General features: G+C 70.1%; 18 protein-coding genes and 4 pseudogenes. 12 read left to right on the forward strand and 10 right to left on the reverse strand.

What is annotated here, in order from left to right; genetic code table 11:
* Positions 1–30: 30 nt before the first annotated feature.
* Together ACFY1U_RS10440 and ACFY1U_RS10445 are read right to left on the reverse strand one after the other, a co-directional pair.
* A complete protein-coding gene (locus tag ACFY1U_RS10440; protein ID WP_390693710.1) occupies positions 31–795 on the reverse strand; it encodes a dienelactone hydrolase family protein in 765 nt (254 codons plus the stop codon).
* 262 nt (positions 796–1,057) lie between these two features.
* A complete protein-coding gene (locus ACFY1U_RS10445; RefSeq protein ID WP_390693711.1) occupies positions 1,058–2,053 on the reverse strand; it encodes a Gfo/Idh/MocA family protein in 996 nt (331 codons plus the stop codon).
* 195 nt (positions 2,054–2,248) lie between these two features.
* Between ACFY1U_RS10445 and rox the strand changes: the two are divergent.
* Positions 2,249–3,806 (forward strand): annotated as a pseudogene (gene rox, locus ACFY1U_RS10450) (rifampin monooxygenase).
* Here rox and ACFY1U_RS10455 read toward each other — a convergent pair.
* Positions 3,752–3,991 carry a hypothetical protein gene (locus ACFY1U_RS10455; protein ID WP_390694537.1) on the reverse strand — a complete coding sequence of 80 codons (240 nt, stop codon included), beginning with the start codon at positions 3,989–3,991 and terminating at the stop codon, positions 3,752–3,754. The pseudogene rox and the gene ACFY1U_RS10455 overlap by 55 nt on opposite strands.
* 193 nt (positions 3,992–4,184) lie before the next feature.
* On the opposite strand from ACFY1U_RS10455, the gene ACFY1U_RS10460 reads away from it, so the two are divergent.
* Positions 4,185–6,374 (forward strand): MMPL family transporter, encoded by a 2,190-nt coding sequence (locus ACFY1U_RS10460; RefSeq protein WP_390693712.1) that lies wholly within the window; start codon positions 4,185–4,187, stop codon positions 6,372–6,374.
* A 70-nt stretch (positions 6,375–6,444) separates the two neighbouring features.
* Here ACFY1U_RS10460 and ACFY1U_RS10465 read toward each other — a convergent pair whose 3' ends face one another.
* A complete protein-coding gene (locus tag ACFY1U_RS10465; protein WP_390693714.1) occupies positions 6,445–7,437 on the reverse strand; it encodes a threonine/serine dehydratase in 993 nt (330 codons plus the stop codon).
* 210 nt (positions 7,438–7,647) lie between these two features.
* On the opposite strand from ACFY1U_RS10465, the gene ACFY1U_RS10470 reads away from it, so the two are divergent.
* Together ACFY1U_RS10470 and ACFY1U_RS10475 are read left to right on the forward strand one after the other, a co-directional pair.
* Positions 7,648–8,214 carry a dihydrofolate reductase family protein gene (locus tag ACFY1U_RS10470; RefSeq protein WP_390693715.1) on the forward strand — a complete coding sequence of 189 codons (567 nt, stop codon included), beginning with the start codon at positions 7,648–7,650 and terminating at the stop codon, positions 8,212–8,214.
* 43 nt (positions 8,215–8,257) lie between these two features.
* Positions 8,258–8,431, forward strand: a pseudogene (locus ACFY1U_RS10475) (amino acid ABC transporter substrate-binding protein); the annotation flags it as partial.
* A 7-nt stretch (positions 8,432–8,438) separates the two neighbouring features.
* Here ACFY1U_RS10475 and rph read toward each other — a convergent pair.
* The 4 genes from rph to ACFY1U_RS10495 all read right to left on the reverse strand — a co-directional run bounded on the left by rph (position 8,439) and on the right by ACFY1U_RS10495 (position 15,520).
* Positions 8,439–11,036: a rifamycin-inactivating phosphotransferase gene (gene rph, locus ACFY1U_RS10480; RefSeq protein ID WP_390693716.1), complete on the reverse strand. Its 2,598-nt coding sequence runs from the start codon at positions 11,034–11,036 to the stop codon at positions 8,439–8,441.
* A gap of 249 nt (positions 11,037–11,285) precedes the next feature.
* Positions 11,286–12,800 carry a glycoside hydrolase family 43 protein gene (locus tag ACFY1U_RS10485; RefSeq protein WP_390693717.1) on the reverse strand — a complete coding sequence of 505 codons (1,515 nt, stop codon included), beginning with the start codon at positions 12,798–12,800 and terminating at the stop codon, positions 11,286–11,288.
* Between the two features lie 86 nt (positions 12,801–12,886).
* Positions 12,887–14,341, reverse strand: coding sequence for a cellulose-binding protein (locus tag ACFY1U_RS10490; RefSeq protein ID WP_390693719.1), 1,455 nt, complete (start codon positions 14,339–14,341; stop codon positions 12,887–12,889).
* Positions 14,342–14,455: 114 nt separating this feature from the next.
* Positions 14,456–15,520 (reverse strand): LacI family DNA-binding transcriptional regulator, encoded by a 1,065-nt coding sequence (locus ACFY1U_RS10495; RefSeq protein ID WP_390693720.1) that lies wholly within the window; start codon positions 15,518–15,520, stop codon positions 14,456–14,458.
* A gap of 232 nt (positions 15,521–15,752) precedes the next feature.
* Here ACFY1U_RS10495 and ACFY1U_RS10500 point away from each other — a divergent pair.
* The 3 genes and pseudogenes from ACFY1U_RS10500 to ACFY1U_RS10510 form a co-directional block, all read left to right on the forward strand.
* Positions 15,753–16,025, forward strand: a pseudogene (locus tag ACFY1U_RS10500) (cellulase family glycosylhydrolase); the annotation flags it as partial.
* A pseudogene (locus ACFY1U_RS10505) lies at positions 15,958–16,263 on the forward strand (X2-like carbohydrate binding domain-containing protein); the annotation flags it as partial. The pseudogenes ACFY1U_RS10500 and ACFY1U_RS10505, both read left to right, overlap by 68 nt.
* Positions 16,264–16,381: 118 nt before the next feature.
* The gene (locus ACFY1U_RS10510; protein ID WP_390694497.1) at positions 16,382–16,435 is read left to right on the forward strand and encodes a hypothetical protein; all 54 of its coding nucleotides are present in this window, start codon (positions 16,382–16,384) and stop codon (positions 16,433–16,435) included.
* A 79-nt stretch (positions 16,436–16,514) separates the two neighbouring features.
* On the opposite strand, the gene htpG is transcribed toward ACFY1U_RS10510, so the two are convergent.
* Positions 16,515–18,419: a molecular chaperone HtpG gene (gene htpG, locus ACFY1U_RS10515; protein ID WP_390693721.1), complete on the reverse strand. Its 1,905-nt coding sequence runs from the start codon at positions 18,417–18,419 to the stop codon at positions 16,515–16,517.
* Positions 18,420–18,634: 215 nt separating this feature from the next.
* On the opposite strand from htpG, the gene ACFY1U_RS10520 reads away from it, so the two are divergent.
* Complete coding sequence (locus ACFY1U_RS10520) at positions 18,635–19,987, forward strand: RICIN domain-containing protein (RefSeq protein ID WP_390694498.1); 1,353 nt, start codon at positions 18,635–18,637, stop codon at positions 19,985–19,987.
* A gap of 187 nt (positions 19,988–20,174) precedes the next feature.
* Positions 20,175–21,548, forward strand: coding sequence for a pentapeptide repeat-containing protein (locus ACFY1U_RS10525; RefSeq protein ID WP_390693722.1), 1,374 nt, complete (start codon positions 20,175–20,177; stop codon positions 21,546–21,548).
* Between the two features lie 109 nt (positions 21,549–21,657).
* Here ACFY1U_RS10525 and ACFY1U_RS10530 read toward each other — a convergent pair whose 3' ends face one another.
* Complete coding sequence (locus tag ACFY1U_RS10530; protein ID WP_390693723.1) at positions 21,658–22,326, reverse strand: type III effector protein; 669 nt, start codon at positions 22,324–22,326, stop codon at positions 21,658–21,660.
* 126 nt (positions 22,327–22,452) lie between these two features.
* Here ACFY1U_RS10530 and ACFY1U_RS10535 point away from each other — a divergent pair, with 126 nt between their 5' ends.
* From ACFY1U_RS10535 to ACFY1U_RS10545, 3 genes are all read left to right on the forward strand, one after another.
* On the forward strand, positions 22,453–22,884 hold the full coding sequence (locus ACFY1U_RS10535; RefSeq protein ID WP_365842170.1) for an Hsp20/alpha crystallin family protein: 432 nt from the start codon (positions 22,453–22,455) through the stop codon (positions 22,882–22,884).
* 102 nt (positions 22,885–22,986) lie between these two features.
* Complete coding sequence (locus ACFY1U_RS10540) at positions 22,987–23,382, forward strand: DUF2267 domain-containing protein (protein ID WP_390693724.1); 396 nt, start codon at positions 22,987–22,989, stop codon at positions 23,380–23,382.
* A gap of 69 nt (positions 23,383–23,451) precedes the next feature.
* On the forward strand, positions 23,452–23,886 hold the full coding sequence (locus ACFY1U_RS10545; RefSeq protein WP_390693725.1) for a DUF2267 domain-containing protein: 435 nt from the start codon (positions 23,452–23,454) through the stop codon (positions 23,884–23,886).
* The last annotated feature ends 145 nt before the right edge of the window (positions 23,887–24,031 follow it).

Consider the following 24,031-nt stretch of genomic DNA (forward strand, 5'->3'; position numbering starts at 1 on the left):
GGGCGCCGTCACCCCTTGGATCAGGTCAGGTCAGGCCGGTGACGTGACCACCCGGCGCAGGTGGCGGGCGAAGAAGCGGACCCCGCTGTCGGCCTCGAACCGGGGCAGTCGCTTGTGCCTGCCCGCGTTGACGTGCAGGGTCTTCTCCGCGGAGGCGAAGGCGTCGAACAGCGCCAGACCGGCCTCGCGCGGGATGTGCTCGTCGTCCCACTGCATGTCGAACTCGATCGGGATGGTGATCTGCTTCGCCTTCTCGGCCAGGGCGTCGGGCCAGTGGAGGCCGAAGACCGCGGCGGTGATCCTGGGTTCGGCCGCCGCCAGCGGCACGCCGATCGCGGTGCCCATGTTCAGACCCCAGTAGCCGACCGGCCCGTCCGTGCCGATCTCCGGCAGTTCCTGGAGGGCGTCCAGGGTGGCCTGCCACTCCGGTACGGCCCGCTCGGCCAGGTGGGCGTTGTAGCGGACGACGACCGGGCCGACCGGCTCGCCCGCCGCCATCGCGCGCTGCATGACGGCGATCTCCTGCTCGTCGTGCGCCGTGCGCGGCCGGTCGCCGTGACCGGGCGCGTCGATGACCGCGACATGGAAGCCGCAGCTGGTCACCAGGAGTTGCGCGCGGCCCGCCATCGCCTGGTGCTTCTTGTGATTGCCGCCGCCGTGCCCCATCAGAACCAGGGGCGCACGCTCGGCGCCGGAGGCAGGCGACCAGAGGACGCCGGGGACCTCGCCCAGAGTGAAGTCGCGCTGGACCATGTCGTTCGACGACGACTCGGCGGTGAACTGCAAAGAGGACATAGGTGTTGCCTTTCGGGAGTGCCTTGTTGTCGAGGCGCTCCCGGCGACACCTATATCGATCGCCCACCCGTGACCAAGAGGGGGAGCACCCACACAGCTACCACGTTCATGGGTCTCACCTCCTCTGCTTCTCGCGTTCTCGCGCGGCGTCACGGTGTCCCGGACACTACCCGCCGAAGATCACCCCGCTCAACGCATTTTCCTGCCGTCGACCGCGGCCTCCGGAACGGTGGGTTGTCGCAATTCCGCTTCGTGCGCTGACTTACTCGCCCGGGTAGCGGACTCCGATGCCCGCGCGTACGGCGTCCAGGGTCGCCATGACCGCGAGCGTGCCGTCCAGCGGGACGTACGGCGACTCGGTGAGGCCGGCGCGCAGGCAGCGGGCCACCTCCCGTGCCTCGTGGGTGTAGCCGTTGCCCGGGGAGGCCGGCAGGCGGATCTCCTCGGGCTCGTGGCCCTGGCGGTGCAGGGCGAAGCCGCCTGCGTGGAAGAAGTCGCGGGCGAACTCGATACGGCCCAGGGTGCCGTTGACCGAGGCGTGCTGTGCCGTCCGGGTGCCCAGGGAGCAGGAGAGCACCGCGACGGCTCCGCTGTCGTAGCCGAGCAGGATGCCGGTGTTGTCGTCGACTCCCTGCGGGTTCAGATGCGCCCAGGCCGAGACGGCGTCGGGGGCGCCCAGCAGCAGGTGCGCGAAGGAGACGGGGTAGACGCCGAGGTCGAGCACGGCGCCGCCGCCCTGGGCCGGGTCGTGCAGGCGGTGTGTGGCGTCGTAGGGTACGGCGATGCTGAAGTCGGCCTGGACGGAGCGGACTTCACCGATCGCACCGTCGGCGATCAGCTCCCGCATCCGCAGCACGGCGGGGTTGACGTAGGTCCACATCGCCTCCATCAGGAAGGCGTTCCGCTTGCGGGCGATGGTCACCAGGTCCTGCGCCTGGGCCAGGTTGAGGGTGAGTGGCTTCTCGCACAGCACCGCCTTCCCCGCCTCCAGACAGAGCGCGGCCGCCGCGCGATGGGCCGAGTGCGGGGTGGCGACGTACACGACGTCCACCTCGGGATCCACGGCCAGGTCCTGCCAGCTGCCGTGGGCCCGGGCTATGCCGTGCCGGTCGGCGAATCTGTGGGCGGCGTCAGCGCTGCGGGAGCCCACGGCGACGAGTTCGGCGTCGTCGGGGATCAGCCGCAGATCCTCGGCGAAGGCGTGGGCGATGCCACCGGTGGCGAGGACACCCCAGCGGACGGGGCGTGTTCCGGTCATGGGCTCGTGCCCTTCCGTAGTGCGCGAGTACGTGGTTGCCGTTGTACTCCAGCACGGAGCGGGCCTTCAGCGCAGGGTGGGCGCCTGGCGTGGGCCGCACCCGCCGGTGGAGATGGGCTGCCGTAGGAACACATGGCAGAGGCAAGGAGGTGATTCACTCCTTGCGCCTTCCATTGACAGCGCACAGGGGGATTCATGATCGACGTGATCCTTGCCGGGGGCGGGCCGACCGGGTTGATGCTGGCAGCCGAGTTGCGTCTGCACGGCGTGCACGTGGTCGTGCTGGAGAGGGAGCCGGAGCCGACCCCGTATGTACGGGCGCTCGGTCTGCATGTGCGCAGCATCGAGGTGCTGGACCAGCGCGGGCTGCTGGAGCGGTTCCTCGCGCACGGTCGGCGGCACGACAAGGTCGGCGGGTTCTTCGCCGCCATCGACAAGCCCTTGCCGGCGCGGCTGGACTCCGCGCACGCCTACGTCCTGGGCATTCCGCAGCCCACCACCGATCGTCTGCTGGCTGAGCGTGCGGTCGAGCTCGGCGCCGAGATCCGGCGCGGCCGGGAGCTGGTCGGGCTGAGCCAGGACGAGGGCGGGGTGACCGCTGAGCTGGCCGACGGCGCGCGGCTGCGTTCGCGGTACCTCGTCGGCTGCGACGGCGGCCGCAGCACGGTGCGGAAGCTGCTCGGTGTCGGCTTCCCGGGCGAGCCCAGCAGGGTCGAGACGCTGCTGGGTGAGATGGGGGTGGGCGCTCCGGCGGAGGAAGTGGCCGCCGTGGTGGCCGAAGTCCGCAAGACGCAGAAGCGGTTCGGCGTCGCGCCCTTCGGGGAGGGGGTGTTCCGCGTCGTCGTGCCCGCCGAGGGGGTGGCCGCGGACCGGAGGCTCGCGCCGACCTTCGAGGAGTTCAAGCAACGGCTGCGGGCGGTCGCCGGCACGGACTTCGGGGTGCATTCCCCGCGCCGGCTCTCCCTCTTCGGCGACGCCACCCGGCAGGCCGAGCGCTACCGGGTGGGCCAGGTGCTGCTGGCGGGCGACGCGGCGCACATCCATCCGCCGACCGGCGGCCAGGGGCTCAACCTCGGCATCCAGGACGCCTTCAACCTCGGCTGGAAACTGGCCGCCGAGGTGGGCGGCTGGGCACCGGACGGACTGCTGGACAGCTACCACGCCGAACGCCACCCGGTGGCCGCCGACGTACTGGACAGCACCCGCGCACAGATGGAGCTGATGTCCACCGAGCCCGGCCCGCAGGCGGTGCGCCGGCTGCTGTCGCAGCTGATGGACTTCGAGGAGGTGAACCGGTACCTGATCGAGAAGATCACCGCGATCGGGATCCGCTACGACTTCGGCGAGGGCCACGAACTGCTCGGCCGGCGCATGCGGGACGTACAGCTGCGGCGGGGGCGCCTCTACGAGTTGATGCACGGCGGCCGCGGACTGCTGCTCGACCGGACCGGCCGGCTCTCCGTGGCGGGCTGGGCGGACCGGGTCGACCATGTCGTCGACTTCGGCGCGGAGCCTGCGGCGGGGGCGCCTCTACGAGTTGATGCACGGCGGCCGCGGACTGCTGCTCGACCGGACCGGCCGGCTCTCGGTGGCGGGCTGGGCGGACCGGGTCGACCATGTCGTCGACTTCGGCGCGGAGCCTGCGGTGCCCGCGGTCCTGCTGCGGCCGGACGGTCATGTGGCGTGGGTCGGTGAGGATCAGCGGGAGCTGCTCAGGCGGCTGCCCCAGTGGTTCGGTGCGGCCGTGAGGTGAGCGCGGCCGCCGGGCGGAAGTGATTGCTCGCCGAGGAAGGCGAGGACGGCCGGGTGCCGGCCCAGCAGGTCGGCGCACAGCGCGGGAAGCGGTCCGCGGCCGGACCAGGAACCGGAGCTGTAGCCGACGTTTCCGCTGGAGTCCGTGGAGGTCTGAGCGGCGGGGACAAGCGCTCGGACGGACAACCGGCCGAGAAACGTGGGGCATTGGCCGACTCGCGACCATCGCCCCCTGAGGGGCCGCTGCGGTCCGATCACTACCATAAGAGCCCAAGACAACCATTCGACCGGCTCGTTGGACGCGGGCCGGTCGGGGTCGCCGATGCCAGGGACCGCTCCCCGGGCTGCGGTGATCTTCCTATCCAGGAGGACCTTCCGCATGTTCCGACGTATTGGCACCACGGTCGTCCGACATCCCGTCTGGACGATCGTGGCATGGCTGATCGCGGCGGTGGCGATCGTCGCCACCGCACCGAGCCTGCCCTCGAACAGTGACGAGAGCAGCTTTCTGCCGAAGAGTTACGAGTCGATCAAAGCGGCGGATCTCCAGGAGAGGGCGTTCCCCAGCGCCTTCACCCCGTCCGCGATCGCGCTGTACCAGCGCACCGACGGCGGCACACTGACCGCCCAGGACAAGCAGGATGTCGCCCGGATCACCACCGAACTGGGCAGGAAGCACATCGACCAGGTGCAGAAGGTCGTCCCCGGCCAGCCGTCCAAGGACGGCAGGTATGACCTGACCCTGGTGCAGATGGACAGCAAGAACGCCGGTCAGCCCAAACAGGCCGACGCGGCCAAGGTGTTACGTGAGGACGTCAAGGCGCTGGCCGAGGGCACGCATCTTGACGTCAAGCTCGGCGGCTCCGCCGCGCAGGCCCTCGACCAGCAGGATTCATCCCAACGCGGTCGGGCCCTGATCGGCATCGGCACCTTCGTGATCATTCTGGTGACCCTGCTGATCATCTTCCGGGCGCCGATCCTGGCCGTACTCCCCCTGATCCTGATCGGCCTGGTGTCGGCGATCGCCAACGGACTGATCGCGTACGCCACAAAACTGTTCGACCTGCAGGCCAACAGCTCGATCTCGTCGATCCTGATCGTCGTCCTGTTCGGCGTGGGCACGGACTACTTCCTGTTCCTGATGTTCCGCTACCGGGAACGCCTGCGCGCGGGCGACGAACCCAAGCAGGCCATGGTCAACGCGGTCGCCCGGGTCGGCGAGGCCATCGCCTCGGCGGCCGGGGCGGTCGTCATCGCCTTCCTCGCGCTGGCACTGTCGACGCTGGGCTTCCTCAAGCAGATGGGCCCGGCGCTCGCCATCGCGGTCGCCGCCACCCTGGTCGCGGGCCTGACCCTGATCCCGGCCGTGGTGTCGCTCATCGGGCCGAAGGTCTTCTGGCCCTCGAAGTCCTGGCAGCGCGAGCCGGACAACGCCCGGTTCGCCGCCCTCGGCCGGGGTGTGCAGCGCCGCCCGGCGCTCACCGCGGTGGCATCCGGCCTGGTCCTGATCGCGCTGTCGCTCGGGACGTTCGGTTACAAGGCCACGTTCGACCTGGCGTCGGGCTCGATGCCCAAGACCAAGGAGTCCATGGTCGTCCAGGACGAGATGCAGAAGGCGTACTCGGCGGGCGCCGCCGCTCCGACCGACGTCTATCTGTCCAGCACCGACGGCAAGCCGCTCGACAAGGCCGGCTTCACGGCGTACGCGTCGAAGCTCGGGGCCGTGGACGGTGTGGCGAGCGCCCGGTTGTCCCAGGTGAGCAAGGACGGCACGACCGCCGACTTCACCGTCACGCTCAAGTACGAGGCCTCGACGGACAAGGCGATCGACGCCGTGGGCAAGGTGCGCGACGTCGCGCACGCCGACGCTCCCGACGGCACCGAGGCCCTCGTCGGCGGCATGTCCTCGATCTTCAAGGACATCAACACCGCGGTCAACCACGACTACCGGACGGTCTTCCCCGTCGCAGCCGCCCTGATCATGGTCATCCTGGGGCTGCTGCTGCGCAGCGTGGTCGCCCCCTGGTATCTGATCGCCTCCGTGGGGCTGGGCTTCGGCGCGACCCTCGGCGCCACGGTGTGGATCTTCCAGGAGGGGCAGGGCCACTCCGGTCTGATGTTCATGCTCCCGGTGATCATGTATCTCTTCGTGGTCGCCATCGGCACCGACTACAACATCCTCATGATCGCCCGGCTGCGCGAGGAGGCCAGGGAGGGCCGCGACCCGCGTGAGGCGGCCGGCATGGCGCTCCGGCACGCCGGGCCGACGGTGGCCGCCGCTGGCTTCATCCTGGCCGCGACCTTCGCCACGATGATGCTGGCGGGCAACGCGCTGCTCACGGAGATGGGTTTCGCGGTGTCCTTCGGCATCGCGGTCGCCGCCTTCGTGATGGCGATGTTCTTCACCCCGAGTCTCACCGCGCTCATCGGCCACGCGGCGTGGTGGCCGGGCCACGGGGACCGGGCGGAGGCCGCGGCGGACACGGCCACCGGACCCAACGGTTCCGCCCCGGCCGCCGGACAGGGCCGGAACTCGGTCGCGCACGATCCTGCGGGACGGCGCAGCTAGCGGCGCGGAGCTGTGAGGGGGCGGTGTCTGCCGGGTCGTACGGCCCGGCAGAGGCCGCCCCGTTTCTCCCTCAGGGAGCGTGACGCCGGGGAGACAGGGACGCCGTACCGATCCAGCCCTGATAGGCCTCCACGTCGACGTTGCTGCCGCACACGATGGTGACCACATGGCGGCCGGCGAAGCGGTCACGGTCTTCGAGGACGGCCGCGATGCCGAGTGCGGCCGACGGTTCGACGACCAGGCCGGCGTGGTCGAAGAGCATCCGCATTCCGGCGATGATCGACGCCTCCTGGACCAGGACGGCGTCGTCGGCGACCAGCAGCAGGTCGTCCAGGACGACCGGGATGGGATACCGGCCGGCGACGCCGTCGGCGATGGTGTCGGCCGACTCCGTGGTGACGACGCGCCTGCTGCGCCACGAACGTGTCATCGCCGGTGCGCCCAGCGGCTGAACGCAGATCACCTCGGCTGCGGGCGCCAGGGCCTTCACCACATGCCCCACACCGGTGGCCAGTGCCCCGCCGCCGAGAGCGATCAGGACGGCGTCGAACGACGGCATCGCCTCCACCAGTTCCAGGCCGATGGTCGCCGCGCCCTCGCAGGTCTCGAGATCCAGGCTGTCCTCGAGCAGCCGGATGCCGTCGTGGCGCGCGATGGCCGCCGCCCGTTCACGGGCCAACTCGTGGTCGCCGTCCACGAGTTCCAGCGTGGCACCCAGGGCGCGGATGCGATCGAGCTTGGCCGCGGTCGCGAAGCGGGAGGCCACGACGGTGACGTCGAGCCCGCGGCCGCGACCGGACCAGGCGAGGGCCTGGCCGAGGTTGCCCGCGCTTGCGCACACCACGGCGCGCGAGCCCTTGCCGGCGAGCAGGCTCGCGACCACCTCGGTGCCGCGGGCCTTGAAGCTGCGGACCGGGTTCGCCGTTCCGAGTTTGATGCTCACCGCGCAGCCGAGGCCGGGCTCCAGCGCCTCGCAGCGGTACAGCGGAGTGTCGAGAAAACCGGGGTCGATCATCCGGCGGGCGGCCCTGATCCGAGCAATGTCGAGGCGCGTCTGCTGCATGACACGGCAGGGTAGCGCCGCCGTGGTCCTCGCTTGCCGTCCGATCGGCGCCGGGCCGGCGTCGGCGCAACGGCGGTTGCCCGTGTCGGCCGAGTGCACCACGCTGAGCCCCGGGCACGAGGACTACCGGCGAGATCGGATGGCGCACCGATGAGTTTCCCGCGCCGCGCCGGTCCATACACCGGACACCCACAGACGGAAGGCTGGGACATGCGGAAACTGATCTACGGCATGAACCTGTCCCTGGACGGCTACATCGCCGCGGCCGGCGACGACATCGGCTGGAGCGGACCGCCGAGCGACGAGCTGTTCCAGTGGTGGCTCGCCCACGAGCAGGCGAGTGGCCTGACGCTGTATGGGCGCAAGCTGTGGGAGACGATGAGCTCCTACTGGCCGACCGGCGACCAGCAGCCGGGCGCCACCCCGGCGGAGATCGAGTTCGCGCGGAACTGGCGGGACACGCCCAAAGTGGTGTTCTCCTCGACGATCGACAAGGTCGACTGGAACACCCGCCTGGTCACCGGCGACGCGATCGCCGAGATCACCCGGCTCAAGGCCGAGGACGGCGGCCCCATGGACATCGGCGGCGCGACACTCGCCGGGGCGGCCATGCGCGCCGGGCTGATCGACGAGTACGCGATCGCCACCCATCCGGTGCTGGTGGGCGGCGGCACGCCGTTCTTCACCGCGCTGGACAGCTGGGTGAACCTGAACCTGGTGGAGACACGGACGTTTCCCGGCGGCGTGGTCCTGACCAGGTACGAGACGAGGCGCTGAGCGGCAGCACGCAACACGCTCAGGTCTCACAGCGGAGTCGCTCAGAAAGTGCTCGGCCGAGTCCTGGCCGCGTGTGGCGGTCGAGGGCACCCGCGGGCTGATCCGCTTCTCCCGCACGCCGGGCATCGGCGTATGGCAATGGGCCGAGCCCCCCATCCAGGTCGTCGACCGGGATCCGGGGCAGCCCGATCGCTTCCGGATCCTTCACACCGGCTGAGGGAGCATCAAGACAGGATCTCGATGTACCCGTCGGTTCCGTGCACGCGGATCCGCTGTCCGTCCCGGATCAGGCGCGTGGCCTGCTCCACGCCGACGACGGCCGGCAAGCCGTACTCGCGGGCGATCACCGCACCATGGGTCATCAGGCCGCCCACCTCCGTCACCAGTCCCGCGATCCCGACGAACAGCGGTGACCAGCTGGGGTCCGTGAAGGGTGTGACCAGGATGTCGCCCGCTCGGAGTTCGGCCTGCGCCATGTCCAGGATGACGCGGGCCCTTCCCTCGACGGTCCCGGCGGACACCGGCAGACCGATCAGGGCGCCGGCCGGCACGTCGTCGCGCCGGTAGGCCCCGGTGACGGCCTCACCGTCCGAGGTGAGCACCCGCGGCGGTGTGAGCGCCTGGTAGGACCGGAACGCGTCCTTGCGCTGCTGGATGAGCCGGTCATCCACCTGGTGCGAACGCACGACGTCGTGGAGTTCGTGGAACGTGAGGTAGAAGATGTCCTCCTGCTCAGGGAGCACGCCCGCCTGCACGAGCCGCTCGGCCTCCGCCAGCAGGGCCTGCTTGTAGAGGAAGTAGCGGCTGATGATGCCGTACTTCGGGTACTCCCGGTATCCGATGAAGGCTCGGACCTGGTCGATCATCCGCTTGGTCTCGTCGGCCTTCCGCTCCCCGTCCGGCAGGGCCCGCAGGCGCGACAGCACCTCCTGTTCCTTCTGTCGCGCCTTCTGCCGTCCCTGCTCGAAGCGTCGCTCGGCGGCGCCCGGTTCGAAGTTCCTGACGTTGTCGAGGATCACGGGCACGAGCGTGCTGGGGCGCTCGCGCCAGCGCGGCCTCGTGATGTCGATCTCCCCGACGCAGCGCATGCCGTACCGGTCCAGATAGGCCTCGATGGCGTCGCGCGCTTCGGCCCCGCCCGCGAGCTTCCCCAGTTCGTCCAGGAAGCCGTCGTCCTCGACGCCCTGGAGGAACGCAACCACCTCCGGGTGCGGGCGGATCACGTCGGCGACGTCGAGCAGTGCCAGTCCCATCTCCGAGGTGACGTTGTCGGGGGCGGACAGCGTGAGCGTGTCGGCCGCGTTCTTCTCGCCCAGCCATTCCTCCAGCCTGTCGTTGAGCCACCACGTGGCCTCCATCCCCGCCATGATCGCCTGCATGTTCAGCGGCTCGCTGAGGACTCGCTTGTGCTCCTCGAAGGCCTCCAGCAGGAAGTCGAACAGCGCCGGTCCGTTCCTGGTACGGATGTCTCGCTCCAGGGCGGAGATGGACGCCCGGCTGCGCTCGATCAGTTCGGCGACGATGGCCGGATCGGCCTCGGTCGGGGCGGACGCCCCGCCGGCAGGCGATACGACGGGACTCGCGTCGGGGAGCGACGGGAGGAAATCGCCCCGGTCCAGGACGGTTTCCAGGGCGTCCCTGATCAGCGGATCGCCTCTGCCGACAAGCTCCAGCAGGGCCTCACGGCTCGCGGGCGAGGCCAAACGCCGGGTGGCGTCGACGAACAGCCTCCCGCCGGCCTCGAGCATCGGCGCCATGGCCGTCAGCTGCCACACCGAAATGCCCAGGGGCTTCATGGGGTCGGTCATCATCTGCTGATGGCCGACGGAGAGATAGATGTGGTTCTCCTCGTCGTCTCGCCGGGGGACGGGGAACAGCGTGGTGATCGGCCGGCTCTGGACGATCTGGAAGTCGCCGTCGACCAGGCACCATTCGATGTCCTGCGGGCGGCCGAAGTGCGCCTCGATCCGCCGCCCGAGCCGCACCAGTTGCACGACCTGCGCATCCGTCAGCGCCGGCTGCTCCTGCCGACGCGAGTCGACCGCCACTTCCCGCGTGCCGCCGGCGGGCAGGGCTTCGACGGCGCGCTGCTTTGCGGCGATCGTCCTGGCGACGACTTCGCCGCCTCGCACCTTGAAGACGTCCGGGTTCACCAGGCCGGAGACCAGGGCCTCGCCGAGCCCGAAGCCGGCGTCCACGGTGGCGACCTTCCGGTTGCCCGTGACCGGGTCGGCCGTGAACAGGATGCCGGCCGCATCCGGGAAGACCATCCGCTGCACCACCACGGCCATGAGGACCGTACGGTGGTCGATGCCGTTGCGCTGACGGTAGGTCACCGCCCGCTCGGTGAACAGCGAGGCCCAGCACCGGCTGACGTGCTGCAGGATCGCCGTCGGCCCCACCACGTTGAGGTAGGTGTCCTGCTGGCCGGCGAACGAGGCCGTCGGCAGGTCCTCCGCCGTCGCGCTGGACCGGACGGCGCAGGCGGCCCGCTCGCCGAGCCGGGCGAGCGCACGGGTGATCGCCGCCGCGAGATCGGCCGGGACGGCGATCTCCTCGATGGTGCGGCGGATCTGCGCGCTGAGCGTGCGGATCGCCTCCCGGTCGTCCGGGTCGGTGCGCGCGAGCTCATCGAGCCGGTCGTCGATCGACGGCGCCTGAGCCATGATCCGGCGGAAGGCGTGGGTCGTCACACAGAATCCATCCGGTACGCGGATGCCTTCGATCCGCGACAGCCCGCCCAGATGCGCGCCCTTGCCGCCGACGACCGCGACCCGTGTCTCGTCGACGTCTTGCAGGTCCAGCACGTACTGCTCGGTCACTGATTGTCCCCGTTTCCGCAGGTTGTGGTACCGGCCGACGATTCTGCACGGTGACCGGGGCCTTGCGGCAAGCCCCCTGGTGCGCTATAAGTTGAGAGTGGCAAGGAGAGATCTCTCCTTGCCTTTTGCTTTTTTGACCCCTCGCGTGGGGGGGAGAGAATCCGTCCCCCGGTTGCGCGTGCCCAGGGTTGAAAGCCGCAGCCGGCTGACCTCCGCGTCCTGGATGAAGGGCGCCGCAGCACGCTGCCTTCAGCGGTCGAGCGGCTCGTAATCGAACCAGTCGAAGTGAACGGAGCCGGTTGAGGCGAACATCCCGAGGACGCGGCCGGTGAAGCCGCCGGCGACCTCCGTGGACAGGTATTTGCCGTCGAGTGAGGCGAGTTCGGCGAAGCTGCCGTCCGGTTCCTCGATGCCGATCGAGACGGTGTCAGGGCCGGTGCGCGCGTCGTTCAGCGTCTCGACGGCGGCCACCTCGACGCGGAGGACCACAGGCCCCGGCGGTATCGGCCGGGACGCCACGACCGTGCTCAACGGGCCGATGCGGGCGCGCACTTGGACCTCGCCGGACGCCACCTCGATGTCGTAGTGGTGCTGCTCGTCGAGGCGTACGGCCAGGCCGCCGCGCCCCTCCCCCACGTCGACAAGGGTCCGCACCCGGCAGGACTGATGCTGCTGCCGCCGGCCGACGAACGTCACGTCGGTGGCGTCGAGCGAGGCTCCGCGGGCGCGCAGGGTCAGCCAACCGGGCCGTTCCTTGGTGGTGCAGTCCTCCGCCGGGCGATGGCGCAACGACACCCAGTGCGGGGCCAGTTCGTTCAGGTCGAAGTCGTCCCGGACCGGCGTGCCGGGACCGGGCTGCAGCGGCCATGGGGGCACCGGCGCGTCGAGGGACAGTTCGCCGACGACCGGCCAGTCGTCCACCCAGGTCACCGGTGCCAGGAACGTCTCGCGGCCCAGCACGTGCCAACCCGGGGTGCCGCCGCCCGGCCGTACTCCGAGGAGCACCATCCACCAGGAGCCGTCGGGTGCCTGGACCAGGTCGGCGTGGCCGGTGTTCTGGATGGGGTGGTCGGTGCCGCGGTGGGTGAGGATCGGGTTGGCCGGGCATGGCTCGAAGGGGCCGTCGGGCGTGCGGGCACGGGCGATCGAGACGCCGTGGCAGCGCTCGGTGCCGCCCTCGGCGATGAGCAGGTACCAGTAGTCGCCGATCCGGTACAGGTGCGGCGCCTCGGGGGCCTTGGCGCCGGGCATCCCGGACCAGAGTTTGCGCGCGGGTCCGAAGGTCTCCCCGGTGTACGGGTCGAGGCGGATCTGAGAGACCCCGGCTACGGTGCACCAGCAGGTGCCGTCCTCGTCCCAGGCGAGGTCCGGGTCGATGCCGTGCACCCCGGGCAGCAAGACCGGATCGGACCAGGGGCCGGCGGGGTCGGTGGCTGTGACCAGCAGGTTGCCGTCGGCGCTCACGTTGGTGACGATCAGCCAGAAGCGGCCGTCGTGGTGGCGCAGGGTGGGTGCGTAGATCCCGCCCGAGGAGCGCGAGTCCGGCGGCAGGCGCAGTTGGCCGGGCCGGTCCAGCGCGTTGCCGATCTGGGTCCAGTGCACCAGGTCCCGGCTGTGGAAGAGGGGTACCCCGGGGAAGTACTCGAAGCTGGAACAGGCGAGGTAGTAGTCCTCGCCCACCCGGCAGATGCTCGGATCGGGGTGAAAGCCGGGGATGACTGGGTTGTTGATGGTGGTGGTGCCCGTCTCGGGCCTGCTCGACACCCTGATCGAGTCCTTTCACTGGTTCACTGGCTGCGGTTCACTGGCCGTGTTCACTGGCCGTGTTCACTGGGTCGGCATTCGCCGGCTCAGCCGTTGCGGTGGAGTTGTACGACCACGATCGAGTAGGCCGGCACGGTCTGGCGGGTGGCGCTTCCGGTGGCCGCGGAGCCGATCGAGGTGGCGTTCTTCAGGTACGAGTACACGGTCGGGGTGGCCGAGGACGGAGTGAACCCGCTGTAGGACAGCGTCACCGTGGCGGCGTTCGCGGGATCCTTGTTGATGAGCAGGACGCTCATGTCACCGTTGGCGCGCCGCACGGCGTGCGCGGACAGCAGCGCCGTGGAGCTGGCGGCGTGGACCAGCCGGTCGCCCGGCGCACCCAGCATGGTGATCATCCGGGCGCCGTAGTAGGGCGGGAAGGGCGTGTTCAGCGGCGGTTCGCAGGAGGCGCCACTGGAGAGGATCCCTCCGTCGTCGTAGTCGGTGGCGCCCTCCACGGTGGTCACGTGGCTGCAGTCGGTGCCGTTGTGCAGGTTCCACCAGTCGAGGGTGAAGGCGCCGTTCTCCATCCACGTCAGATACTCGTCCGGCGCGAACAGCCCGTTCGGCGAAGTGTCCTTGTAGGCGCCGGCGTTGGCCTCGGTCACCGCGATGCCCACGTTGGGCGCGTTGCTTCCGGCGTACTGGTTGATCAGCGACCGGAGGCCGGCTGCCATGCCGGGGATCTCCGCCTGGGGTTTGCCCAGCAGGTCGGCCTGGCTGTTGCCGATCGGGTAGTGGTGCACGATCACGAAGTCGATCTTCGGTCCGGCGATCGAGAGGACCGTGTGGTTCCAGTCCATCGTGTCGCCGGGTCCGGTGATGCCGTCGGGCCAGGATCCCGGGGTGGTCAGCACGGCACCGATCTTGATGGTCGGGTCCACGGCCTTCATCGCGGTGGCGTACTGCACGAGGTTGTTCGCATACGTCGTGGCGGTCTTGCCGGCGTGGTGGTCGGTCTCCCAGGTGGCGCCGTAGAGGCCGTTGCCGTAGACCTCGTTGCCGATCTCCCAGTACTTCACCCCGTAGCCCTTGGTCACGTTGGCGTACCGCACCCAGCCGGCCGCCTCCTCGGGGTTGCCCGAGCCGTAGTCGGCGGTGATGATCGGCTGTGCTCCGGTGGCGCGCACCGTGCCCATGAAGGTGTCGAAGTCGGTGTTCGGGGCGACGTATCCGCCCTCGACGGTGTGCGTCTGCCAGTGGTATCCGTCGGCGTAACTGCCGCCCGGATAGCGGACCATACCGACGCCGGCGTCCTTGAGCAGCCCGGGAACGGAGGGGTGGTTCATGTTGCCGTCGTAGACGGCGACGTTCATGCCGACACCGGTGGCCGGGATGCTCGCCAGGGTGCGGCCGGCGTCCACCGACACGGAGGCGGTGACCGCGGCTGCAGCGGCCTGCGCGGGCGGGGTGGCGGCGGTGACGGAGCCCGCCGCGGCCAGCGGTACGGCTGCTACAAGCCCGATCAGGCGGGCGCGGTGTCTTTGGACCGGCCTGCGCATGTGCCCTCCAGCAGGATGACGAGCGGGCGGGAAACGCGCACCACGGTCCATGAGACGGGAGGCACTTGGCAAGTGTCGTGGCAAAGATACGAAAGTTTCGACCCTCGGATGGTCCTACTTCAACGGAGCGGTGCTCCCCCGGACCGTCAGGGTCGTCGCGATCTCCAGCCCCGCCTGGGGTGCCGGCTCGCCGCGGCCGAGGGTGAGCGCCAGCTCGGTCGCCGCCACCGCCATCTCGGTCAGGGGCTGGTGGACGGTGGTCAGCGGCGGGTCCACCCAGGCCACCACCGGCAGATCGTCGAAGCCGACCACGCTCAGGTCGTCCGGGATTCGCAGGCCGGCCTCGCGGGCCGCCTGGTAGACACCGAGCGCCTGGAGGTCGTTGGCGGCGAAGATCGCCGTCGGGCGTTCGGGCAGGGCCAGCAGGGTGCGCGCCGCCTCGTAGCCGTCGTCGCGGGTGAGGCCGGCATGGACGACGATCTCCGGATCGACCGGCAGGCCCGCGGCCTGCATCGCCGAGCGGTACCCGTCCAGCCGGGCGGAGCAGCACAGCTGTCCCTCGGGGCCGCTGATCATCGCGATGCGGCGGTGGCCGAGTTCGGCGAGGTGGCGGGTCGCGGCGCGGCCGCCGGACCAGTTGGTGGCGCCCACGTACGGGACGTCGTCGGGCAGCTCCACGATCGGGTCGAAGACGACGAACGGGATGCCCTTCGCGGTCAGTTGCTCGCGTTCGGCCTCGGAGAGCTGTGCCACCGACAGCACGCAGTTCGGGCGCCGGGCGACCGTGTCGTCCCAGGCGGGCGCCGCACTGTCGTGCAGGCCGAACTCGGAGACCATGACGCCGACGCGGTGCCGGCGCGCCACCCGCTCCACACCCCGGATGATCTCGACCGCCCACATGTCCCTGAGCTCGCGGAACACCAGCTCGACGACCTTGCTTCGGCCCGCACCGGCGGGCTTGCGGTAGCCGTAGCGGTTGATCAGTTCCTCGACCCGGGCGCGCGTGCCGGCGGACACTCCCGACTTTCCGTTGAGCACCTTGGACACGGTCGGCACGGACACCCCCGCCGACTCGGCGATGTACGCGATCGTGACCGACTTGGGGGCGTCACGCTCCTCGTGCTGCCGATTCGCCGGCCCGTCTGCTGCGTTGTCAGCCAAGGTGGCCTTCCCGGTCATGGAACCGTTCGCGCCCGACGCGGGCCTGGCACGAAAGCCGGTTGAAGAGCGTCGTACAGGTGTTGCCGCGTCATTCTCACATCTCTGACTGGCGAACCTGTGGCCCCGGACACATCTTCATGTTTATTTCTCCGCAGCTTATAGCGAAACTTTCCATCAGATGCCCGCAACCTCACGGGCCGCCGACCCGCCACGGGCCGGCTCCGCCACCGCCCGCAGCGCGGTCGCGGCCATGCGGCCCGGCTGGAACCTGGGCAACACCTACGACGCCATCCCCGACGAGACGTCCTGGGGCATCCACCAGGGCGCCGCCCCGGACTACACGATCGACCCGGCCTGGCTGGCGAAGGTGCGGCAGATCGTCGACCGGGCGCTGGACGAGAACCGCTCCGTGCTGCTCAACACGCACCACGACTCGTGGATGTGGGTCAGCAACCTTGCCACGGACCACGACGCCGTCCTCGCCCACTACAGCGCCACCTGGACCCAGATCGCGGCGGAGTTCCGCGACGCGCCCTCCCGGCCGGCGTTCGAGAGCATCAACGAGCCGACGTTCAGCGGCACTTCGGGCGACGGGTCACATCGGCGCCCGGAGCCTCACCCTCAACCCGAACGGCACCGACTTCCAGGGACTGCGGTACGGCTCCCGCAACCTGCTCAAGGGCCAGGACTACACGCTCGCCGGCAGCCGGCTCACGCTGACGGCCGCCGCACTCACCGAGCTCGCCGGCGACCGCGCGTACGGGACCAACGCCACACTGCAGGCCAGGTTTTCGCGAGGCGTCCCGTGGCGGATCGACGTCATCTCAAGGACGACGCCCGCGTCACGCTCACCTCCCCCACTTCTGGAGCGGAGCCACGGTGGTCTACCACCTCACCAAGACGGGCAACACGGTGACCGGCACGACCGGCTGACCCCCGCGAGCTGTACCTGCTTTTGGGCAGGCACTCGGCACGGACCGGCCGTGCCGAGTGCCTGCGCGAGGGGTCCCGGTCAGTGCAGGCCGCGCTCCAGCCGCTCCGCCACCAGCTTCACGAAACGCGCGGGTTCCTTGGGCTGGCCGCCCTCCGCGAGGACGGCAAGCCCGTGCAACAGCTCGGCCGTCTCCACGAGTTCGGTGTGGTCCTCGCGCTCCTGGTACGCCTGCTTCAGGCCCTGCACGAGCGGATGCTCGGCGTTGAGCTCGAGGATCCGCTTGGTGGGCGGGACCTCCTGGCCCATGGCCCGGTACATGTTCTCCAGCGCCGGAGTCAGGTCGTGGGCGTCGGAGACGACACAGGCCGGGGAGACGGTCAGGCGCGTCGACAGGCGGACGTCCTTCACCTCCTCGGCCAGCTGCTCCTTGAGCCAGCCCAGCAGACCGGCGTAGGCCTCGGTCTGCTTCTCCCGCTCGGCCTCGGCCTGTTCGTCGCCCTGGACGTCGAGGTCGATCTCACCCTTGGCGACGGACCGCAGCGCCTTGCCCTCGAACTCGCCCACCGCGTCGACCCACACCTCGTCGACCGGGTCGGTGAGCAGCAGGACCTCGACGCCGCGCGCCCGGAACGCCTCCATGTGCGGGGAGTTCTCGAGGCTCTGCCGGGACTCGCCGGTCATGTAGTAGATGTCGTTCTGGCCGTCCTTCATCCGCTCCACGTACTCCTGGAGGGTGGTCGCCCCGTCCTCGGAGTGCGTGCTGGCGAAGGACGCGACCGCGAGCAGGGCGTCGCGGTTGTCGGGGTCGCCGAACAGCCCCTCCTTGAGCACGGCGCCGAACTCCCGCCAGAACGCCGTGTACTTGTCGGGGTCGCCCGCCTTCATCTCCTTGACCGACGACAGGACCTTCTTGGTCAGCCGGCGCTGGATCATCCGGATGTGCCGGTCCTGCTGGAGGATCTCGCGGGAGACGTTGAGCGAGAGGTCCTGCGCGTCGACGACGCCCTTGATGAAGCGGAGGTACGGCGGCAGCAGCGCCTCGCAGTCGTCCATGATCAGCACACGCTTGACGTAGAGCTGCAGGCCGCGCCGGAAGTCCCGGGTGAACAGGTCGTGCGGGGCGTGCGCCGGCAGGAAGAGCAGGGCCTGGTACTCGAAGGTGCCCTCGGCCTGCAGGCGGATGGTCTCCAGGGGGTCGCGCCAGTCGTGGCTGACGTGCTTGTACAGCTCGTGGTACTCGTCGTCGGAGACCTCGTCGCGCGAGCGGGCCCACAGGGCCTTCATCGAGTTCAGCGTCTCGGGCTCGGGCGTGTCCTCGCCGTCGCCGCCCGGCCGCGGGACCAGCCGGATCGGCCAGGTGATGAAGTCCGAGTACCGCTTGACGATCTCCTTGATCTTCCAGGTGGAGGTGTAGTCGTGCAGCTGGTTCTCGGAGTCGGCCGGCTTGAGGTGGAGGGTGACGGCGGTTCCCTGCGGTGCGTCGTCGACGCCCTCCAGGGTGTAGGTGCCCTCGCCGCGCGAGGACCAGCGGGTGCCGCCGGCCTCACCGGCGCGCCGGGTCACCAGGGTCATCTCGTCGGCCACCATGAAACCGGAGTAGAAGCCGACGCCGAACTGTCCGATGAGCCCCTCGGCCCCGGCGGCGTCCTGGGCCTCCTTCAGCTCCTTGAGGAAGGCGGCCGTCCCGGAGTTGGCGATGGTGCCGATGAGGTTGCCGACCTCGTCGTACGACATCCCGATGCCGTTGTCCCGCACGGTGAGCGTTCGGGCGTCCGGATCGAGCTCGATCTCGATGTGGAGGTCGGAGGTGTCGACGTCGAGGCTGTCGTCCCTAAGCGCGGCCAGGCGCAGCTTGTCGAGCGCGTCGGAGGCGTTGGAGACGAGTTCCCGCAGGAAGACGTCCTTGTTCGAGTAGACCGAGTGGATCATCAGCTGGAGCAGCTGACGGGCCTCTACTTGGAACTCAAACGTTTCGGTCGGCATGGCTCGTGTGTCCTCGCAGGTCCCTAAAGTGCCAGGTCAGGTGAGAGTCACTGTAAAACATGGCAGGCGGCGAGATGAGGGACAGGTTGTCAAAAGCCCGCATTCCCACGGCAACTTGCCCGCAGCATCTGGCGTAGCGCACGTGTCACCGGATATGTCATGTCTCGGTCATCGTCGGCACGCCCGTGCCGGAGTGAAGGGAACCCCCCGTGCGCCTGCGCCCCCTGCGCGTCCTGTGCTGTTCCGCCGCCCTCGCCCTGTCCACGCCCGCTCTGCTGCCGGGCACGGCCTCGGCGGCGGTCCCCGCCTCCTCGGTCTACCTGCAGAACTACGCCACCGGCCGCGACGCCGCCGACGCCGGCGGCACGGTCGCCGCGCACAATCCCAAGGGCAACGAGGACCACCAGCAGTGGACCCCGGTCGCGGTCGGCGGTGGCTACCAGCTGCAGAACGCCGACGAGTCGGGCACCTGCCTCGGCCGCAGCGGCACCTCCGCGGTCACCGCCACCTGCGGCGCGGACGGCACGACCTGGACGGTCACCGCCGGTGCCGACAGCACGTATGCGATCACCGCCCCCGGCACCTCGCAGTACCTCACCGGCTCCGCCTCCGACGCCGGCGCCGTACAACTCGGCTCCGCGGGCGACCTCGCCCGCTGGTACCTCACCCCGGTCACCTACGCCACCACGGCGATGCCCTCCGCTGACACCCGCACCCTGGACCAGGTCACCTTCCTGACCGCGCACAACGCCTTCGCCAACGGCGTCGACGGCAACTTCGCCACGTTCCCGGTCAGCTGGTTCCCCAACCAGAACTACGGCATCAGCAGGCAACTGTCCGACGGCGTGCGGGGCTTCATGCTCGACGACTACACCGTGGGCGGGCAGGCCGTCCTCTGCCACAACAGCTGCGACGGCGTCAGCAGCCCCGTCCCGCTCGCCACCGACCTGCAGCGCATCGTCGACTTCCTCAAGGCCCACCCGGGCCAGTTCGCCACCGTCTTCCTGGAGGACTACGCCTCCTCCGACGTGCTGAAGTCCTCCCTCGCCTCCGTGAGCGGCCTCTCCGACGTGCTGTACCGGCCCGACCAGGAGGGCGTGGCCACCAAGGGCTGGCCGACGATGGCCGACCTGGCCGCCCGCGGCAAGCAGCTGCTGATCTTCAGCGACCGGACCCGGGCGAGCGACACCGCGAGCGGCTGGAGCACCCGCGACACCTTCGGGGTGATGTACCAGCGCGAGTGGACCGTGGAGAACTACTGGTCCATGGGCGGCGGGATCGGCACCTCGGACTGGTCGTGCTACAGCCGCTGGGACACCCGCCCCCTCACCACGGACTCGTCCGCCTTCCACCCGCTGTTCGTGATGAACCACTTCCGCGACTACACGATCGGCTCCACCGCGCAGACGGACAACGGCAAACTCCTCAACCGCGCACAGAACTTCTGCACACCCGCCGCCCGCAAGAAGCCCAACTACCTTGCCGTGGACCGCTACGACCTCGGCTCCCCGAGCCCGCTCACCACGGTGGGCAGCCTCAACACCTACATCCTCGCGCCGGGGCAGTGACCGCCGACCGGTTCCGCGGAGGTGTGGAATGCTGCGGTCCCAGGCACTGTCTCCAGCAGAGAGTGCACCCCTGCCGGATGGACCGCCTGGAGCGTGATGAACACCGCAAGCCGACCGCACGACGGCGCCGCCCCCCTCGCGTGGTTCGAGCACGGGGCCGGCTCCTGGACCGAGTTCGGCACCGCCCGTGTCGTCTGAGCCCGACCGGACGGTCGACGCGGAACGCGTCCGGCGGGAGATCCTCGACGAGGCCGCGGGAGCCGAGCCGTACATCCTGCGCGGTGCCCGCATCACCGGGGCGTTGCTGCTGGACGGGGCGGAGATCAGGCGGTCCCTGCGGTTCGAGGCGTGCCGGTTCGACGAGGCCGTCAGCCTGGAGGGCGCGACGACGCTCGGGGTGAGCGTCGTCGACTGCACACTGCCCGGCTTCCGGGCGCCGACGGCACGGTTCGGCGGGCGACTCGACCTGCGCCGCTCCACCATCGGCGGGGACGGGCAGCACGCTCTCGAACTCGTGCACGCGGACATCGCGGGAGCGCTGCGGCTCGACGGGGCGCGGCTGATCGCGCCGGGCCGGATGGCGGTGGATGCCGGTGGCCTGGTGATGCGGGGCGGGGTGTTCTGCGAGGACGGATTCGTCGCCGAAGGCGAAGTCAGCTTCCCCGGGGCGGAGTTGCCCGGTGGGCTGTGGATGCGCGGGGCGCGGATCACGGTGGGCTCGCCGGACGCGTTCGCCTTCCACGGGGACATGCTCAAGGCGTCGACCGTACGGTTGTCGCGGGGTTTCACGGCCGACGGCAGGATACGGCTGCGCAGCGTGCGGATAGAGGACCTGCTGACCTTCGACGATGCCGAACTGCTCGGCTCCGGCACGTCGTTGATGTGCGTGGGGATGCAGGCCGGGGCACTCGACCTCCGGTTCCGGTACCGGCCCGCGGGCGGCGTGAACCTGCGCACCGCGCACGCGGACCGCATCCAGGACCACCCCTCGACCTGGCCGAAGACACTGGGCCTGGACGGGCTGACGTACGGCTGGCTCGGCGATACGGCGCCCACCCGGCGCGAGGACGTCGAGAACCGGCTGGAGTGGCTGCGCCACCAGCCCGTCTACGTTCCGCAGCCGTACGAGCAACTCGCCTCCCACTACCGCAGATGCGGGCACGAGGACGAGGCACGGCGCGTGCTGCTCGTCCGGGAGCGGCGCCGCCGGGCGACTCTGGGCCCGGCGGGCCGGGCCTGGGGCTGGCTCCTCGACTCCACGGTCGGATACGGCTACCGCCCGTGGATCGCCGGGATCTGGCTGGCGCTGCTCACGCTGATCGGCTCGCTCGTGTTCGCGGCGCACCACCCCGTGGCGAACACGAAGGACGAGGGCACGCCGTTCAATTCGGTCGTCTACACCCTCGATCTGCTGGTCCCGATCGGCGGCCTGGGCCAGCGCGACCACTGGCACTGGGCACAGGGCGGCGTACAGGGCCTTGCGTACGCGCTGATCGCGATCGGCTGGGTCCTGACGACCGCGATCGTGGCCGGGGTGACGCGGACGCTCAGCAGGAACTAGCGTCCGTCTGCCGCGTGGCTGCCCGGTACTTGGGGCACGTGGCGCTCATGCTGCTCGAGCCCGTCCGCCAGAAGCGCGGCCGAGCCGACGGCCGCCCCTTCGTCGCCGGCTACTGCTTCGAACGCCAAGGGACCGCCGGGTTCGTGGCGGAGTTCGTCAAGGCATCGAGCTGGGCGGCGAGTTCGGGGTGGCCCGGGGTGAGGTGGGGGCGGGTGGCGTTGAGGGGGTGGATGAGGACGGCGGGGTCGTCGTGGGCGAGGGCCGCGTGAAGCTCGCTGAGCGGGTTGCGGGCCGCGGTGGGCAGGTCGGTGAGGGCGCTGATCTGGCCGGCGATGCGGCGCAGGTCGGCTGCGTTGCGGCGGGCCCAGGCGGCGGTGGTGCGTTCGGCGGCGCGGCGTTCGCGGGTGGCCTGGACGCGTTGTTCGCCGGTGGTTCCCGCAGGGCCCGGCCGGCCTCGCAGGTAGCGGCGTTCGGCGGCCTGGCGGCTGGAGACGCCGAGGGGGTGGGCGAGGTCGGCCCAGCTGGCACCCGCCTGGCGGGCGGTTTCGATCAGGCCGGTTTCCCATTCGGCGAGCTGCTCGCGCACCTGCCGCAGCAGCAGAAGGGAGGCCAGGGCCTTCTCCGGGGCGACGTCCTGGGTGTCAGCGGTGTCGCGGTCCTCGTGCCGGGCGGCCTGCAGGGCGTCGTCTATGGCGTGCAGAGCCGCCGCGGCGGCGAGGAACGACGTCGGCCCTGGTGCGCCGATGCTGGACGATGTCGGCTGGTCAGCCGGGGTCATGAGCACCTCCTCAGTCTGTCATCCTTTGGACGACGCCTCGCTTGTCATCCATTGGATGACATGGTACAACGTTTTCAGTGAGGCGCATTGGCAGCAACTGCCCGAACCTTCCTGGAGGTGTTTTCGATGTTGATGCGCACTGACCCCTTCCGTGAGCTGGACCGGCTGGCGCAGCAGCTGATGGGCCCGGGCACGTGGTCCCGGCCGTCCCCGATGCCGATGGACGCCTACCGCGAGGGTGACGAGTACGTGGTGGCCTTCGACCTCCCCGGCGTCAGCCCGGACGCGATCGACATCGACGTCGAACGGAACATGCTGACCGTCAAGGCCGAGCGCCGGCCCGTGACGAAGGCCGACGACGTACAGATGGAGCTGTCGGAGCGGCCGCTCGGCGTCTTCTCGCGCCAGCTCGTGCTGGCCGACACCCTGGACACCGAGCACATCAAGGCCGACTACGAGACAGGCGTGCTCACCCTGCGCATCCCGATCGCCGAGCGCGCCAAGCCGCGCAAGATCACCATCGGCGTCGGATCCGACCGCAAGGAGATCTCCGGCTGAGCCGGACAGCCGAAGACGGAGCAACGGCGGAGGACAGGTACCTGATCTCCCCCCGGGACCTGTCCTCCGTTCCCCGTGGACCGAGGAAGGGTGGCGGCTGACGTGACTGTGCGACGCGAGGCGTTCCTCAACCATGTGAAGGAACGCGGTGAGTACGCCACCCCGCAGGAAGCCGACCGCGCGGCCCGCGTGGTGCTCGCCCTGCTGGGCGCACACCTGGTCGGCGAGGTACGTGCCCGGCTGGCGGCGCGTCTGCCGGAGGACTTCGCCCTGATCCTGCTCAACCCGCTGCAGAGCGCCGAACCGCTGTCCCCGGAGCGGTTCGTGCGCGCGACCGCGGCCTGGATCGACGGCGCGACCGAGCAGACCGCCGCCTGGGACGTCAGCGCCGTCCTGTCCACGGCCGCCGACGCCGCCGGCGACGACCTCCTCAAGGAGATCCTGCTCCAGCTCCCCACGGGCTACGACCTGCTCTTCGGCCGCTTTCAGCCCACCTGACCACCCATCCACCGGTGACCGCGCACCGGTCGCCACGACCCCGGTGACAGAAAGGCAACCACCGCAGTGATGTCCGACCACAGCGCACCGCTCCAGCAGCCCTATGGAAGGGCGTACGAACAAATGCTGGAAAAGGTCCGCTACGACGGCGCCTACCCCACCCGCGAGAAGGCCGAGCAGGCCGTCCGCCTCGTCCTCGCCGGGCTGGGACGCCAGCTGACGGGCGACGAACGCGTCGACCTCGCCGCCCGCCTCCCCCTCGAAGCCGCACGCATCCTCACCGCCCAGATCCCCGACACCCAGCCGCTGACCGGCTGGGCCTTCGTGAAGGACCTCGCCGCCCGCAGCGGCGCTTCCCTCGCCACCACCCGCTGGGACACCGGATCCGTCTTCTCCGCCGTCGCCGCCTACGCCGGCTCCGACCTCGTCACCCGCATCCTGCGCCAGCTCCCCTCCGGCTACGCGCTGCTGTTCGGCCGCGCAGAACTCACCCAGGCCGCATAGGCGGGCCGCGCCTTTCCGGCGCCACAGCACGCCGGTGACCGTGACGCGTGCACGGGCTGCGAAGACCGTGCAGTGCGTCCGGTCACCGGCGGCATCCTGCCGACCGCTCCGAGGATCGCGAACAGAACACCGTCACCCGCGGCTC

Origin of the sequence: Streptomyces sp. NPDC001351 (assembly GCF_042896045.1) — a bacterium.
In the GTDB taxonomy this organism is placed as follows: Bacteria; Actinomycetota; Actinomycetes; order Streptomycetales; family Streptomycetaceae; genus Streptomyces.